The organism is Flavobacterium sp. CHNK8, from assembly GCF_019774515.1.
In the GTDB taxonomy this organism is placed as follows: domain Bacteria; phylum Bacteroidota; class Bacteroidia; order Flavobacteriales; family Flavobacteriaceae; genus Flavobacterium; species Flavobacterium tiangeerense.
Genome location: NZ_CP081492.1, coordinates 76,453 through 92,602, shown reverse-complemented (window position 1 = coordinate 92,602; position 16,150 = coordinate 76,453). Strand labels below are relative to the sequence as shown.

Below are 16,150 nucleotides of genomic sequence, written 5' to 3'. Positions count from 1 at the left end.
TAATATCCTTTGTAAAATTACTTATTCTCTATTTTTTCAAATGCTTTTTTAACCAATTCTTTTTCTTCAGGAAACCAACCTTGAGTGATTAGTACTATCCCAAAAACCATCATCACTACACTTATTCCTTTTTTAATTTTAAGAATATTTACTGGTGTAAGTTTAGTTTTTAATTGTTTGGCTAACAATATCTTAAAACAATCAATGATTAAATAACTCAATATTACAGATATAAAAAAAGTTATCATTCTAGACGTTTGCATCTCCAGTTTTGGTCCCACAGATATTATAATGGCAACCCAAAAACCTAGAACACCTATGTTAATAAAGTTGAGCAAAAATCCTTTTACAAAAAGACTTATGTAATTTTTTTTGACAATTTCTTTGTCAATAATATCGGTATTTATTTTTTGTTCTTTTTTTAATTGAACAAAAGAAATAATGCCGTACGCTAACATAATAACACCACCAAAAATGAATAATGCCGGTTGGTCTTTAATACTTTGTATCAATCTGTAACTTCCTAAATACGCAATAGCAATAAAAAAAATATCTCCTAATACAACACCTAAATCAAAAACTAAAGCGGCTCTGAATCCTTTTATAATACTGGTTTCAAGTAGTATAAAAAAAACAGGACCTATCATAAAACTAAGAAATATTCCCCAAGGAATACCCGCTAAAATATCGTTTACCATTCAAAATTAAAATTTGTTGCCTGTAAATATACCAAGGATTATCTACTTTTCTTGAATTTTACCACCTATGAAAACTTCTTTATTAATTTGTTTGGGTTTACCATAAATAAAAATTGAACCTCCAGCACGAACTTTTGCATCTACGAGCGTGGTAGCATAAACATCTGCTTCACCACCTGCAGAGACACTTATGGCGGTTTGTGTGGTAATTAAATCTTTGGAACTTAAAATACCTCCAGATGTAATTACAACGTCTTGATTTGTTGCTTTTCCAGTTAAGGTAACAATTCCACCAGCATTGACTTTTACGTTTACTTTTTCTACATTTAAATCTAAAATAACTTCGCCTCCAGAAGTTGCATTTACTGCTAAGCTAGTTTGTTTAAAATCATATTCACTAGAAACATAAGCACCTTCACTAACTGAAATTTCTTCAATTTTATTAAAATATAATTTTACAGTGATGTCATTACCTGAAAGTAATTTTGGGAACGGCATTCTTATTTTTAAAATTCCGTTTTTATTTACCGTCTCTAATTCTTCAGAACGATCACCAGTAATAACAATCTTGTTTTCTGGAGCTGGAATTAATACAACTTTAATCTTATCAAAAACTTTAACTTCATCAAAATCACCTAGATTTCTAGATACTTGAGCATTCGTAATTTGACTTAAAATTACAAATGCAAGTAGTACTATTTTTTTACTTAAATTTCTAAAATTACTTTTTTGGTATTCTTGAATCTTTGATTTCATTTTTTTTTTTTACTTAATAGGTTCACTAACTCTTCTTAAAAAATTAAAATCCAATTGTTTTTTAACTAAATCGGCATTTTTAACTTTAACGAAAATTTCATCTCCTAATTGCAATAATTTACCAGAAGTTGCTCCTGTCAATGCATATTGTTTTTCATCGAAAGTATAATAATCATCGCGTATGTCTCGAATACGAACCATTCCTTCACACTTATTTTCGATAATTTCAACATAAATTCCCCATTCAGTCACACCCGAAATTACACCCAAAAACTCTTGATCCTGATGGTCTTGCATGTATTTTACTTGCATGTACTTAATAGAATCACGTTCCGCATTGGTTGCCAAACCTTCCATAGTTGATGAGTGCAAACATTTGGTTTCATACGTTTCTTCATCTACTGATTTTCCTCCATCAAGGTAAAACTGTAACAAACGGTGCACCATAACATCTGGATAACGACGAATTGGTGATGTAAAATGAGAATAATAATCAAAAGCAAGTCCGTAATGACCAATATTATCTGTCGAATATTTGGCTTTACTCATACTTCTAATAGCCAGTGTATCGATTAAGTTTTGCTCTTTTTTACCATTAACATCAGCCATTAATTGATTCAAAGATTTCGAAATATCGCCTTTGTTTCTGAAATCAATTTTGTAACCAAACTTAGCGATTACGGTTTGCATGGCTATTAATTTGTCTTCATTAGGCTCATCATGGATTCTATAAATAAAGGTTTTCTTTTGTTTACCAATGTATTCGGCCACTTTTTTATTTGCCAAAAGCATAAACTCTTCAATCAAATGATTGGCATCTTTTGAAACTTTAAAATAAACTCCTTGTGGTTCACCCGCATCGTCTAAGTTGAATTTTACTTCTACTTTATCAAAAGAGATGGCACCATCAGCCATTCTCTTTTTTCTAAAAATCTTAGCTATTTCGTCCATTTTAAGCGTTGCTGCAACAATTTCTGCAGGAACTTGATAAGTTGCTCCAGTAATCGAAATTTCTACAGGAATCACATCTTGTTTCGTTTCTATGATATGTTGCGCTTCTTCATAAGCAAAACGTTGATCCGAGTAAATTACGGTTCGACCAAACCACTGGTTTACCACTTGGGCTTTATCAGTAATTTCAAATATGGCCGAAAACGTATATTTCTCTTCATGCGGACGAAGGGAACATGCAAAGTTTGATAAAACCTCAGGCAACATGGGTACTACCCTATCCACTAAATAAACCGATGTAGCACGTTGATAGGCTTCATCATCAAGGATGGTTCCTTCTTCTAAATAATACGATACATCGGCAATGTGAATTCCTATTTCGAAATTTCCATTTTCTAATTCTTTGAAAGACAAGGCATCATCAAAATCTTTAGCATCTTTTGGATCTATGGTAAAGGTCAATGTATCACGCATATCACGACGATTGGCAATTTCAGCCTCCGTAATCGAAGTATCTATTTTTTGAGCAAAAGTTTCCACTTCAATAGGAAACTCTGATGGCAAACCGTATTCAGCCAAAATCGCATGAATCTCCGTATCGTGTTCGCCTGGTTTACCTAAAACTTTCACAACGGTCCCAAACGGACTATCAGCACGTTTTGGCCAGTCTTCGATATGCACCAAAACCACATCACCTTGCTCCGCCTCTCCTATTTTATCCTTTGGAATAAAAATATCAGTATACATTTTTGGATTGGCAGTAGAGACAAAAGCAAAATTAGCTTGGATATCAATTACGCCCACAAAATCTGTTTTGTGTCGTTCTATGACTTCTATGACTTCACCTTCAGGACGTTTTCCTTTTCTGCGGTTATACACATATACTTTTACGATATCTTTATCTAAAGCATGATTCAAGTTTGCGGTAGGAATAAAAACATCATCCTCAAGATCTGGACAAACAAAAAAGGCTGTTTTACGACCCGTCATGTCTATTTTACCTTCGTAGTAATCTTGACTAGCAGCTTTCACCAAAAATTTACCTGGTTCCGACTCAATAATCTTATTTTGTGAGGCTAAAATCTTTAAATCTTTTATAATTTGATTTCTACTCTCCGTATCATCAAGTTCTAGCTTGGCTCCTATTTGTTTATAATTGAATGCTTTATTAGCACTTTGAGATAGTATTTTTAATATTTTATCCGTGAAATCTTTCCCTTTCTTTATCGGCTTTCTTAATCTTTTACTCATAAATCTTGTTCTTAAAAGTCTAAAATTACGAAATACTACAGTGTAATCACTAAAATAGAGCTAGTTTTAAATAAAATATAACTTTACGATATAATTGTATCTTTATAAAAACTATACCAATGGAAGCATTTAAAACGATTGCCATTTTCAATTATGCTCACGAAATTGTGGTCATCAAACATTTATTAGAGCAAGAAGCAATTGCTTTTTTTTTCGAAAACGAAAATCTCGTATCAGTTGATCCTTTTAGCAGTTTTGCCTACGGCGGAATCAAACTCAAAATTCATCAAAACGATTTTGAAAAAGTGCAAGCTCTTTTGGATCACTTGAACCACAATTTGAAAATCGTTTGAGACAATCTTTTTATTTTCATTTTTTCAAAGTTGTCAACATATATTTAAATAAACAAAAAGAAAAATTAAATTTTAAATCCTTCTTGGTTGTTATTATAGTGTGTTAATAATGGCAATAAATTTTTAAAAAATGATATTGAAAATCAGTTTTAAGATGTTATTTAGACTTATCAACATACTTATATTAGAATAATCTATTGATTTTAAAAGAGTTTCTATTTTTAATTAACAACGGTTGATAATTACAAATGAAATGAATTTGTAAATAAGTAATTTTTTAAAATTAGTTAATAAAGTACTTTTGAGTATTGATAACTTTTCTAAAAATTCTTCAAACTAAATTAGGAATTAATAAGTCAGTTTTGGATTAGTTATTTTTTTCATTTTACCAAAAAATAGTTCTTATTTTCTATCTCAAGTTATGAACATTTTATGTTAATTTAAAGTTATCTGAATATCAAGCATTTGCGTTTTGGTATTAACAATGCAAAATTTTAACATTTAAATCATACATTTTATACTGATTTACAAGTATTTATATACTTATTAAAATTGTTAATAACTGCTAAATGCATCATAATTAAGCCTTTAAATAAAACTTTTTTTATAGCATGAAAATAGTGTTTATAAGAATCAATTTTCGGCAATAAACTTAGATGTATTTCCTCTTCAATAGTAGAATAGTTTATATAAATTTGCAACACACAACTTAAAACATACAAAATGAAAATTTCAATAGGAAACGATCACGCTGGACCAGATTACAAAAAGGCAATTGTTGAAATGCTTATCGCAAAAGGACATCAAATAACCAATTATGGAACTGATTCAGTTGATAGTGTTGATTATCCTGATTTTGGGCATCCAGTAGCTAATGATGTAACAGAAGGTAAAGCTGATTTAGGAATTGTAATTTGCGGAAGCGGAAACGGAATTGCAATGACTGTTAATAAACATGCTCAAGTTCGTGCTGCTTTATGTTGGACTAAGGAAATTGCAGTTTTAGCACGCCAACATAATGATGCTAATATTATTAGTATTCCTGCTCGTTTTACTTCTATCCCACAAGTATTAGAAATGGTTGAAGCTTTTATAACTACTGATTTCGAGGGTGGCAGACACCAAAATCGTGTCAATAAAATAGCCTGTCCATAAAATTTGGGCTGCTTCGCAGCTTTATAATTACATCAAGCTCGGTTTTTCACCGGGCTTTTTTTATTTTTCAATTAACTGAATTAAAGTTTTATCACTTAAAATTCCAAAGTTAAAACATAGATAAAGCAGTGCAATTTGTAAAGTAGCAAGTAACCAAAACTTCCATAAATAGCTTGTTTTGGCTGTTTTATGTCTAAAAAGTATCATTGCAATTCCTGAACCAATTGTTCCACTTAGAAATACAAAACTTAAAAGAGTACGTTCTGATATTCTTCTTTTATGATTTTTAGCTAAAAATTTATCATAACCTATACTCACAAAAGCGATTAGGTTAATCACAAAAAAGAAATAGAATAAAACAGTCATTTGATTTAAATTAAAGTCAAAGATATTATTTTAGCCTTTAGAAAATAGAGACAATGACAAATATAGATTTCATTAAAAAACAGGTTGCTACAGCGGCTATAAACATTCAAAAAACAGTTCAACTTTTACAAGAAGATTGCACGATTCCATTCATTTCCCGTTATCGAAAAGATACCACTGGAAATCTAGATGAAGTACAAATTGAACAAATTGCCAAACTTCAAAAAGAATACGAAGCCATTACAAAACGCAAAGAAGCAATCTTAAAATCAATTGAAGAGCAAAACGGATTAACACCTGAATTAGATAGAAAAATACAACAAAGTTTTGATTTACAGGAATTAGAAGATTTGTATTTACCTTTTAAAAAGAAGAAAAAAACAAAAGCTGATGTGGCTCGCGAAAATGGATTGGAACCTTTAGCGAAAATTATCATGGCTCAAAACAAAGATGATGTTGATTTCCTAGCAACGAAATATTTGAATGATGCTGTAACAAATGAAGATGCCGCTTTGCAGGGTGCAAGAGATATTATTGCTGAATGGATTAACGAAAATATTTTTGTTCGTAAACAATTGCGTCGTTTGTACGAGCGCAAAGCAACCATTACAACCAAAGTAGTAAAAACCAAAAAAGACGAAGAAGGCGCTCAAAAATTCAACCAATATTTTGATTGGTCTGAACCGTTGACAAAAGCACCATCGCATAGATTATTAGCAATGCTTCGTGCCGAAAACGAAGGTTTTATCAAATTTAAAGTCGAAGTAGATCTTGATGAAGCCTATGATATTATTGACGAATTGGTTTTAAAAGGAGACAGTCCAGCCACGCCACAAGTTCAATTAGCCATTGAAGACAGCTATAAACGATTGCTAAATCCTGCTATTTCAAACGAAGCTTTACAGGAAGCGAAAGCCAAGGCTGATGCCAATTCTATTCAAGTTTTTGCTACTAATTTAGGGCAGTTATTGCTTGCGCCACCGTTGGGTGAAAAAAGAATTTTAGCGATCGACCCAGGATTTCGTTCAGGTTGTAAAGTAGTTTGCTTAGACGAAAAAGGCGATTTGATTTACAACGAAACCATTTATCCGCATGCGCCACAAAACGAAACCGCGATGGCCATGAAAAAGATAAAATCAATGGTAAACGCGTATAATATCGACGCAATTTCCATTGGAAACGGAACGGCATCTCGAGAAACCGAATTTTTTATCAAGAAAATTGCTTTTGATAGAACGGTTCAGGTTTTCATCGTTTCAGAGGCGGGTGCTTCGGTATATTCCGCTTCCAAAATTGCTCGTGAAGAATTCCCCAATTATGATGTAACCGTGCGAGGATCGGTTTCTATCGGTCGCCGATTGAGTGATCCTTTGGCGGAGTTGGTAAAAATTGACCCAAAAGCCATTGGCGTGGGCCAATACCAGCACGATGTGGATCAAAGTAAATTGAAAGAAGAACTGGATACTACTGTGGTGCGTTGCGTGAATTCAGTAGGAGTAAATATCAATACGGCGAGTAAACATTTGTTGAGTTATGTGAGTGGAATAGGAGAGAAGCTAGCCGAAAATATTGTGAATTACCGATCTGAAAATGGTCCTTTTGAGGATCGAAAACAACTCAAAAAAGTACCTCGTTTGGGCGAAAAAGCTTTTCAACAAGGAGCAGCTTTTATTCGAATTAAAGACGGCAAAAACCCATTGGATAACTCAGCCGTTCACCCCGAAGCTTATTCAATTGTGGAAAAAATGGCCAAAGATTTAAAGCTGAAAGTCACTGATTTGATTGCTAACAAGGAGAAAACAGCCTTAATTAAACCAGAAAATTATGTTACGCCTGAGATAGGTTTATTGACTTTAAAAGATATTATTAAGGAATTAGAAAAACCCGGTTTGGACCCTAGAAAAGCTGCAAAAGTTTTTGAATTTGATCCGAATGTAAAAACAATTAAAGACGTAAAAACAGGAATGATTTTGAACGGAATTGTCAATAACATTACCAATTTTGGTTGTTTTGTAGACTTGGGTATTAAAGAAAGTGGTTTGGTACACATTTCTCAACTCAAAGCAGGCTTTGTAAGCGACGTAAACGAAGTGGTGAAGTTGCACCAGCACGTTACTGTTAAAGTAACGGAAGTAGATGAGGATAGAAAGCGAATTCAGTTGACGATGGTTTTGTAAAATAAAAAAATCCCAAAATTCAATACCTTTCATTGAATTTTGGGATTTCTAAATTTGTAAGCTGACAGTTTTTATTTTATAGTGATTATCCAAGAGCTCATTTTGTCAAGAACTTTTGGTGAAATGGTTTGCTCAATATCGGCATATTCAGCAAAAGAACCCGTTTTACATTCTTGGAAAAGATGATTCATGCCCTGAAATTCGTAGGTTTCAAAATTTTTGTTTTTAGCCTTGGTCAATGATTTTTTTATGGCTTCCAAATTTTCTTTTGCAGGTACTTGAAAATCTAAACTTCCGTTGATTGCTAAAACAGGAATCTTTACCTTAGAAACGTATTCGTCTGGATTAAAAGCGATAAAGTATCTGAACCAAGCATTTTTCATCTGTTTTTTTTCATCTTCTGCTACTGCTTCTCCTGAGGTTTTAATAAAATTGTCAAAGTCGGCATCAAAAGAAGTGCCTTTGTAATTTTTAATAAAATCAAACTTGATTCGGTTGATTTGATTGCTTTTTTGAAGCTCTTCTTCACTCATTCCCGCTAGTTTTCCACCCGAGTAAATTTGTTGCACCAAAAGTTCGTTTATAGGTTGACCAGGCCCAGCCATTAAGACTAAAAATTTAACGTCTTTGTTTATAATGGCTACAATGGGAGCAATCATTCCTCCTTCGCTATGACCAATTAAACCAATGTTTTCAAAACCTTTTGCTTTTAAAAATAGTACTGCTGCATTGATATCTGTTGCAAAATTTAATGAAGTATCTTCATTACTCCCTTTTGATGAGCCACCAATTCCGCGATCGTCTAGCCTGAGTGTAGCAATACCTTTTTTAGCAAAATCATCAGCGATTACTGCAAATGGTTTGTGACCAAAAAGTTCTTCATCACGATTTTGTTTACCTGAACCCGTAATCATAATCAAAATGGGCTGTTTTTTATTGAAATTGTTCGGTTCAGATAGTGTGCCAGCTAAAGTATTTTTATCTGAGGAATTGATAAAAGTTATTTCTTCTGTTTTGTATGTAAAAGGTGCTTTTGGAGTTTGTGGTCTGTTCAATTTTGGCGTAAGCCCATCACCTTTAATTTTAGAAAGTATCAAAGGTAATTCCATTCCACCTTGTTTAAAAGTACCGTTAATGCTTTCATTTGTTACTTTTCCGGAGTATGAGATTCCCAATGCAGGAAGCTCGAGGGCTAATTGATCAGCAGTGAAGCTGGTTGTATTAACTGGAATATTTGTGGCCCCTTGTTTTGGACTGTCAAGAGTTGAAATGAGTTTTTCACCATCTTTTTTAATGTGAAAAACCAGTGGCAATTTCATTCCTTGAACGTCAAGTTCGCCTTGCCAAGAACCCGTTATTTCTTGAGCAAAAATAAACTGAATGCTTAATAGTAAAATGCTTAAAATTTTAGTTTTCATAATGATTAGTTAATTAAATTAGTAGACAATAGTTTTCTAACCTTGACAAATTTTGGTTTTTGTCAAAGTAAATTTTGAAAGGAAAAGAATTTTGATTTTTTAGTTTATATCACCAATAAATTTTGGATATAAACCTGGTGAAACAATATAAAAATGAATAATAGAACTACGAATAAAATAATATGATACCATTTCTTAAAATTTGTAGCTGTTTTAAAACCATTATAAATTAAAACAAAACCGTACATCGAAATACCAAGAACTATTAAAACAGAAAAAGTAAATTGAATTAAATCAACAGTTCCCCCAATTCCTGAATTTGTTTTTAAGTTTTTAGCCAATGCGTCCATTCCGCTAAATTTTATACAAAGTAGGACAATACAATTAAGCATTTGAGAAATTAATACGGTGTTTACAATGTCAATAAATCTGGTTTTCTTATTAAGTATTAGCGCAAATAAAAATAGAAATAGTATAGCAGATAGTATACTGATACCAACGAATATAAAGGCAAATTCAATAGCTAGATTTTTATTTTCAGAAAAATGAAAAATACTATCCATTTGTGTTTTAGTAAAAAAACAAACAAAACAATTTACAATTAAAAAGACGAAACCAACAACGAACAATTGTTTCTCTGAATATCTAGAAAAAGGATTAAAAATACTTTGCCAATTCATAACTAAGATTTTAAGTTTTTAATTTTTTCAATCAAATCGTCCATTTTATTGCGCATGGTAGGATAGGAGTTTCCGGCTTGCTTTGCCATTTCTTTTATACTACCGCTGGATAAAAAAAATTCTAAAACAAAATCTTGTTCATCTCTGGTCAATTTTAAGTAAAGTGGCAAATCATAATTTCCGTTTACTTCGGTTTCACATTGATCGCATTTCATTTGACTAACACGAAGTGCATTTTCGCAACTTGGACAAACAATTGGTAATTTCATTTTAATAAAGTTAAAAATATTTTTAACAAAGTTAAAATAAATTTTATGATATAAAACTTATTTTTTAAAAAATTTTATAAAAAACATTTTTTATCCCATTAATAAAAAAATATTTTAACACAAAAAAAAGCCCAAACAACAAATTTTACTTGCTGTTTGGGCTTTTTTAATAAGTTTAAATGAGTTACTCTTTAGGAGTACTTTCGTCTTTTTTACTTAAAGTCTGGCTGTCTTCTTTTGCAGCATTCTTAAATTCCTTGATCCCACCACCAAGACCTTTCATTAATTCCGGTATTTTTTTACCACCAAAAAGAAGTAAAACAACAGCAATGATTAAAATCCACTCTGAACCACCCGGCATGAAACCTAAAGTTATGTTTAAAAAATTCATATCTCTAATATTTAAATATAAGTTACAAAGGTAAATAGAAATATGCAACCTAATTTTTTTTTGCTGAGTTTTTTTGATTCAATCATCGTTAAAAATTTACTAAATGTGGTATTTTTATTTTAACGGCTTGTAAAAACTAGTAAATACAAGCAATAACAATTATTGTTATATTTGTTTGATAAACAAATTCTATGTCCAAGAAAAGACTAAAACGTAAATTTATAAAGGAAAATTTATTCAATAAGAGGCGTTTAATTATCTTAAACGAGGATACTTTTGAAGAAACTTTTTCCTTGAAACTTACTTTGATGAATGTATTTGTAGTAGCAAGCGTTGGGGCAATACTTATTATAATTGTTACTACTTTTATAATTGCATTTACGCCCTTGAGAGAGTTTATACCAGGCTATTCATCCTCAAAATTAAAAAGAGAAGCCATAGAACTTGCTTTAAAATCAGATTCTTTGTCTAAGGCTATTAAACAAAATGAGGATTATTTGAAAGGAATAAAAAAGGTATTGACCGGAAAATTAGAATACGCAAAATTCAACAAGGATTCCATTTTAGAATCGGCAACTACTTCAGATAAAGAAATAGACTTGTCCGCTACTGATGCGGAGTTGGAGTTACGAGAACAAGTTGCACTTGAAGACCAAAAAGCAAAATCATCTGGTTCTAAAACTAAAAAGTCAAACTAAAAATCTTTAAAAAGAAGCACTTACATAATGTCAATAAAATCATTTGCTGCAAAATTATTTGCACATAAAATATACCAGAAAACGCAAAAATGGGCAGCAGAACCAGTTGCTACACAGCAAAAAGTATTGCAACAATTAATTGCTCAAGCAAGCACTACTCAGTTTGGAAAAGACCATCATTTTGAAAGTATAAAAACCGAAAAAGACTTTGCAAAGCAAGTACCTATTCGAGATTATGAGGCGTTAAAACCTTATGTTGACCGAGTCGTACAAGGCGAAGCAGATATTCTATGGAAAGGGAAACCTTTGTATTTTGCTAAGACATCCGGAACTACATCAGGAGCAAAGTATATTCCGTTGACTAAGGAATCAATGCCGTATCATATTGAGGCTGCTCGCAACGCGATCTTGCATTACATTCATGAAACCGGAAATGCAGATTTTGTAGATGGTAAAATGATTTTCTTGCAAGGAAGCCCGATCTTAGAAGAAAAAAACGGAATAAAACTAGGAAGATTATCCGGAATTGTAGCACATTTTGTTCCAAAATACCTTCAAAAAAACAGAATGCCATCTTGGGACACCAATTGTATTGAAGATTGGGAAACCAAAGTAAATGCAATTGTAGAGGAAACGTTTCACGAGAATATGGCTGTGATTTCCGGGATTCCATCTTGGGTGCAAATGTATTTTGAGAAGTTGCATCAAAAAGGAGGGAAGCCTGTGGGCGAAATTTTTAAAAACTTTAATTTGTTCATTTACGGCGGTGTGAATTACGAACCGTATCGGGCGAAGTTCGAGAATTTAATAGGTCGAAAAGTAGACAGCATTGAATTATTTCCAGCTTCGGAAGGATTTTTTGCGTATCAAGATTCTCAAAAGGAAAAAGGAATGCTACTACTGCTGAACTCCGGAATTTTTTACGAGTTTATCAAAAGTGACGAATTTTATACCGAAAATCCAAGACGATACACCATTGGCGAAGTTGAATTGAGTGTAAATTATGTTTTAATTATTTCAACCAATGCTGGACTTTGGGGCTATAATATTGGTGATACCGTTCAGTTCACGAGTTTAAAACCGTATCGAGTCATTGTATCTGGCAGAATCAAACATTACATATCGGCTTTTGGAGAACATGTTATTGGTAAGGAAGTAGAAAGTGCGTTGCAAGAAGCTATTATTGGAACATCAATCAGAATTAATGAATTTACAGTAGCCCCACAAATCACGCCAGCCGAGGGATTACCGTATCACGAATGGTTTATAGAATTTGAAAACGAACCAGAGGACAGCGTAGCATTTGCGGAAGCGCTGGACAATGCCATGCGCAAACAAAACATGTATTATGATGATTTGATTGTGGGCAAGGTATTGCAAAAAGTAGTGGTTACCAAAGTAGTTAAAAACGGTTTTCAAGAATACATGAAATCGATTGGTAAATTAGGGGGTCAAAACAAAATTCCAAGACTTTCGAATGACAGAAAGATAGTGGATTTGTTAAAAAGAGAATAAATGTCATACCTTTGCAGGTTAGAAAATAAGTAGAAAATGAAAGAAACAAAAAATATATCGCGCTCAAGAGCACAAGAATCATCGGCAGCCATTGAAAAAATGTACATTACCATGCGCCACCTTTTTAATAGAGGATTTTACAAGCCAATGGGAGTGTCAGGGGATACGCTTCGCGAGGCGTTGCTTGCTTTACGACCTGAGATTTACGGGAATATTGCCGAAGAGAAAGTAGAATTGAACGGACTTTTATACGTAATTGAACGACTTCCGGTAGGAATTGAAGAATGCCGTTTTATCAATCTTACTTCAGACGAAGGTTACTCTAAATCGCATTTTCAAGCTATTGTTCCTCCAAAAAGACGTCGTAATTGCTACCGAATTGATGAGGAGCAAATGAATGTTGAAATTACAAGAGGGCGATCAGATATTTACGATATTTTAACGCACTTGACCTTCATATTTATTGAATCGCACAAAATCAGGAACCGTGTTTTACTGGATGATGCTGGTGAGGTTTCTCGTGACTGGTACAAACTAGAACAGGCAGTTTCTCAAAAGAAAAAGCTTACGCAAGTAGAGAAAGAAAAAGCCATCTCGCATGCAGCTAACATATTAGGTAGAACTTTTGCTGAGGTTTTGGATATTTATGATGCCTTTGGTTCAGCAGCAGCACCAGACCGTTTTTTACATGTGATTTATTGGTTAGGAAAATTAGCTATTGAAGAAATAGTTGATGATAATAAGAGAACAATCACTTTTAGTCCTATTTTAAGAGAACGTTTGGGACACCACATTCATGGCGAAGTTTGGGCTACCAATATTAAAGAGGTTTTAAAAGAAAATCAACTTTTAGACCGACCAATTCACGTAATCAGTGCTAATATGCACAGTGTGATGAATTCGATTTTTGCAACTGAAGTTTTAAAAACAAAGTTCAAAGACAAATCGGATTTCTTTATTTATGAAGAGCTAAGTAGATCCGGAGCTGATGAGGTACGCAATCAAGTTACTGCGGTTGCATTGAAACAAGGAATGATTTCTTTGCCAGATACCTCAGGAACTAATATTGATGTACAAATTTTTGATACCGCTAAAATCAATTGGACTAAAACCTCATTTCCTAGTGCCAAGACTGATGATAAAAAACCAGTTTTAATAGTGATGGATTATGCTTTTGGGGAACAAGCCTATGAGACAATTGACGAGTTGTTGAAACCTTTTAAGAAAGACACTTTATTAAACGTAGAATCGGTTTCTATCATGGGTAAAGCAGGAATTTTAGAGGGAGGAAAAGGAGATATCATGATTCCTAATGCGCATATAAATGAAGGAACTGCAGACAATTATTTCTTTGAAAACGAACTAACTGCTGAGATGTTTGAAGGAAATGACATTGCTGTCTTTGCAGGTCCAATGGTAACTGTTTTGGGAACTTCATTACAGAACAGAGATTTATTAAAGTTTTTCCACGAGTCTACTTGGGGAATTATTGGTCTTGAAATGGAAGGTTCTTATTATCAAAAAGCCATTCAATCGGCCTCAAAAATTAGAAGAAGTGTTCCTCATGACATCAAAGTACGTTATGCCTATTACGCCTCAGATAATCCGCTTGAAACAGGAAGTACACTGGCTTCAGGTGGTTTAGGAACAACAGGTGTAAAACCTACTTACTTGATCACAATTAAAATATTGGAACAAATTTTCAACGTAAAATAATAACAATAAATGAGTACAAATGTGCCCAATAACCAAGAGGATCAAGAAATAGATTTGAATCAGGTTTCCAAAAAAATTGGAAAATTTTTTGATTGGATTGGCACTTCTATTTTTAAAGGAATCCAGTTTTTTATTCGCAATGCAATACTGGTTTTTGTTTTGGTTCTTGTTGGTTTTGGTCTGGGCTTGTATCTAGACAAGACACAAAAAAGTTATGAGCATTCTATTATTGTTCAGCCTAATTTTGGTAGTGTAGATTATTTATATTCAAAAGTGGATTTGATCGAATCAAAAATTAAATCAAAAGACACATTATTCTTAAAAAACGTAGTTGGGATTGTTCATCCTAAGCGTTTGTCAAGAATTGAGATTGAACCTATTGCTGATGTGTACAATTTCATTAAGAACACGCCAGAAAATTTTGAGTTGATCAAATTAATGGCGGATAATGGCGATATCAAAAAAATTATTGAAGATAATGTAACTAGTAAAAATTATACCTATCACACTATCTTATTTGAGAGTGACCGTTTAATTTCTGATAAAGAAATAGCTGAGCCACTGATATCTTTTTTAAATGAATCTGAGCATTTTAAAAAAATTAAAAAAGTAAGTTTAAAGAATATTGAGGTCAAAATGAAGCAAAATGACACCATTATTTCTCAAATAAACAATGTATTAGGTTCTTTTTCTGCTACTGCAAATGCTACTCAAAAAAATGATAAACTGGTATATTACAATGAGAATACGCAGTTGAATGATGTCATTAAAACTAAAGATTTATTGGTGGTTGAACAAGGAATACATCAAATTAATCTTTTGGGAAGTGATAAGATTATAAAAGACGTAAGTATAACGTTAAACATTAAAAAAATAGGTTTGCTTCATGGAAATAAAAAAATAGCACTACCGATATTGTTTATTGTATTGTTCGTTTTGGTAAATTCTTTCATGATTTTTTATAAAAAGCAATCCTTAATTGCAATGCAAAGCAAATAGGTTGTAAATGTTGATATTTGATATCTTAAAAACAGAAAATGAATAGTTAAACAGTTGGCATCTTGTAGATTTTAAAATTAAACAATAATGCCGAAATCTTTAAAAACATGAAAAAACAATTATTTTTTGCATGCATAATTTTATCAATAGTATTTAGTTCTTGCAAAAAGGAGGAGAATAAAAAAGAGGAAAGCCCTGTTAAAACTGAAGCTATTAAAAACAGTTTTAAAGTAACTTTGACAGCCACAGTTACAGTAGATGATAATTTTCAGTTGTATTATAGTCAAAATGATTATGAAGCTCCTTATCAAGAAGATAATTCGGTTTGGGTAGCTGTAAAAGCGAGTGACAAGCCTCAAGATATAGTTTTTATACTTCCAGAAGATGTACTTCCAAATTACATTCGAATTGATTTCGGAACCAATGAGAAGCAAAAAGAGATCATTATTCAAAATTTTAAAATGAACTATTTTAGTAAAAGTTTTGAGGCTAGAGGTTCTTTGTTTTTCAACTATTTTATTCCAAATGATTGCGTTACAATTTTAGAAAAAAACAAATCAGTTGTTCAAAATATAAAGTCAACAGACGGAAGATATGATCCATTATTTTATTCAGAAAAAGCACTTTATGACCAGATTCAATTGCTTATTAAATAATTAATATTCAAGCTAAAAGGAGTCACAAATTGTGGCTCTTTTTTTTGATTATATAAAGTATAGTTTTAGTTTAAAATGAATTTGAAAGAGGACTAACACTG

The 16,150-nt window shown here is 32.4% G+C and carries 16 protein-coding genes; 8 read left to right on the top strand and 8 right to left on the bottom strand.

Annotated elements, in window-relative coordinates; translation table 11 throughout:
• Nucleotides 1-17: 17 nt before the first annotated feature.
• Genes K5V07_RS00425 through rnr form a run of 3 tightly spaced genes read right to left on the bottom strand, consistent with a single transcriptional unit; the run spans nucleotide 18 to nucleotide 3,656 of the window.
• Nucleotides 18-698 (bottom strand): LysE family translocator, encoded by a 681-nt coding sequence (locus K5V07_RS00425; protein WP_221915923.1) that lies wholly within the window; start codon nucleotides 696-698, stop codon nucleotides 18-20.
• Nucleotides 699-740: 42 nt separating this feature from the next.
• Complete coding sequence (locus K5V07_RS00420; protein ID WP_221915922.1) at nucleotides 741-1,454, bottom strand: head GIN domain-containing protein; 714 nt, start codon at nucleotides 1,452-1,454, stop codon at nucleotides 741-743.
• Between the two features lie 9 nt (nucleotides 1,455-1,463).
• Nucleotides 1,464-3,656, bottom strand: a complete 2,193-nt coding sequence (gene rnr, locus K5V07_RS00415) for a ribonuclease R (RefSeq protein ID WP_221915921.1) — start codon at nucleotides 3,654-3,656, stop codon at nucleotides 1,464-1,466.
• Between the two features lie 119 nt (nucleotides 3,657-3,775).
• Between rnr and K5V07_RS00410 the strand changes: the two genes are divergently transcribed.
• Together K5V07_RS00410 and rpiB are read left to right on the top strand one after the other, a co-directional pair.
• Nucleotides 3,776-4,009 carry a DUF2007 domain-containing protein gene (locus K5V07_RS00410; protein ID WP_221915920.1) on the top strand — a complete coding sequence of 78 codons (234 nt, stop codon included), beginning with the start codon at nucleotides 3,776-3,778 and terminating at the stop codon, nucleotides 4,007-4,009.
• A 723-nt stretch (nucleotides 4,010-4,732) separates the two neighbouring features.
• The gene (gene rpiB, locus K5V07_RS00405; protein ID WP_221915919.1) at nucleotides 4,733-5,164 is read left to right on the top strand and encodes a ribose 5-phosphate isomerase B; all 432 of its coding nucleotides are present in this window, start codon (nucleotides 4,733-4,735) and stop codon (nucleotides 5,162-5,164) included.
• A gap of 60 nt (nucleotides 5,165-5,224) precedes the next feature.
• Here rpiB and K5V07_RS00400 read toward each other — a convergent pair whose 3' ends face one another.
• Nucleotides 5,225-5,530, bottom strand: a complete 306-nt coding sequence (locus K5V07_RS00400) for a DUF1294 domain-containing protein (RefSeq protein WP_221915918.1) — start codon at nucleotides 5,528-5,530, stop codon at nucleotides 5,225-5,227.
• Nucleotides 5,531-5,583: 53 nt separating this feature from the next.
• On the opposite strand from K5V07_RS00400, the gene K5V07_RS00395 reads away from it, so the two are divergent.
• Nucleotides 5,584-7,707 (top strand): Tex family protein, encoded by a 2,124-nt coding sequence (locus K5V07_RS00395; RefSeq protein WP_221915917.1) that lies wholly within the window; start codon nucleotides 5,584-5,586, stop codon nucleotides 7,705-7,707.
• Between the two features lie 71 nt (nucleotides 7,708-7,778).
• Here the strand turns inward: K5V07_RS00395 and K5V07_RS00390 are convergent, their stop codons facing one another.
• From K5V07_RS00390 to K5V07_RS00375, 4 genes are all read right to left on the bottom strand, one after another.
• A complete protein-coding gene (locus K5V07_RS00390; protein ID WP_221915916.1) occupies nucleotides 7,779-9,125 on the bottom strand; it encodes a S9 family peptidase in 1,347 nt (448 codons plus the stop codon).
• Nucleotides 9,126-9,229: 104 nt separating this feature from the next.
• Entirely contained in the window at nucleotides 9,230-9,688 is a 459-nt protein-coding gene (locus K5V07_RS00385) for a hypothetical protein (protein WP_370632438.1), read from the bottom strand.
• A 119-nt stretch (nucleotides 9,689-9,807) separates the two neighbouring features.
• Nucleotides 9,808-10,074 carry a DUF2089 family protein gene (locus tag K5V07_RS00380; protein ID WP_078210777.1) on the bottom strand — a complete coding sequence of 89 codons (267 nt, stop codon included), beginning with the start codon at nucleotides 10,072-10,074 and terminating at the stop codon, nucleotides 9,808-9,810.
• A gap of 184 nt (nucleotides 10,075-10,258) precedes the next feature.
• Nucleotides 10,259-10,465 (bottom strand): twin-arginine translocase TatA/TatE family subunit, encoded by a 207-nt coding sequence (locus K5V07_RS00375; RefSeq protein WP_305070129.1) that lies wholly within the window; start codon nucleotides 10,463-10,465, stop codon nucleotides 10,259-10,261.
• Nucleotides 10,466-10,656: 191 nt separating this feature from the next.
• Between K5V07_RS00375 and K5V07_RS00370 the strand changes: the two genes are divergently transcribed.
• From K5V07_RS00370 to K5V07_RS00350, 5 genes are all read left to right on the top strand, one after another.
• A complete protein-coding gene (locus K5V07_RS00370; protein WP_221915914.1) occupies nucleotides 10,657-11,163 on the top strand; it encodes a peptidase in 507 nt (168 codons plus the stop codon).
• Nucleotides 11,164-11,190: 27 nt separating this feature from the next.
• Complete coding sequence (locus K5V07_RS00365) at nucleotides 11,191-12,678, top strand: GH3 auxin-responsive promoter family protein (protein ID WP_221915913.1); 1,488 nt, start codon at nucleotides 11,191-11,193, stop codon at nucleotides 12,676-12,678.
• A gap of 36 nt (nucleotides 12,679-12,714) precedes the next feature.
• Nucleotides 12,715-14,394 carry a hypothetical protein gene (locus tag K5V07_RS00360; RefSeq protein WP_221915912.1) on the top strand — a complete coding sequence of 560 codons (1,680 nt, stop codon included), beginning with the start codon at nucleotides 12,715-12,717 and terminating at the stop codon, nucleotides 14,392-14,394.
• 9 nt (nucleotides 14,395-14,403) lie between these two features.
• Entirely contained in the window at nucleotides 14,404-15,393 is a 990-nt protein-coding gene (locus K5V07_RS00355) for a hypothetical protein (protein ID WP_221915911.1), read from the top strand.
• Between the two features lie 107 nt (nucleotides 15,394-15,500).
• Nucleotides 15,501-16,049 carry a hypothetical protein gene (locus tag K5V07_RS00350; protein ID WP_221915910.1) on the top strand — a complete coding sequence of 183 codons (549 nt, stop codon included), beginning with the start codon at nucleotides 15,501-15,503 and terminating at the stop codon, nucleotides 16,047-16,049.
• Nucleotides 16,050-16,150: the final 101 nt, after the last annotated feature.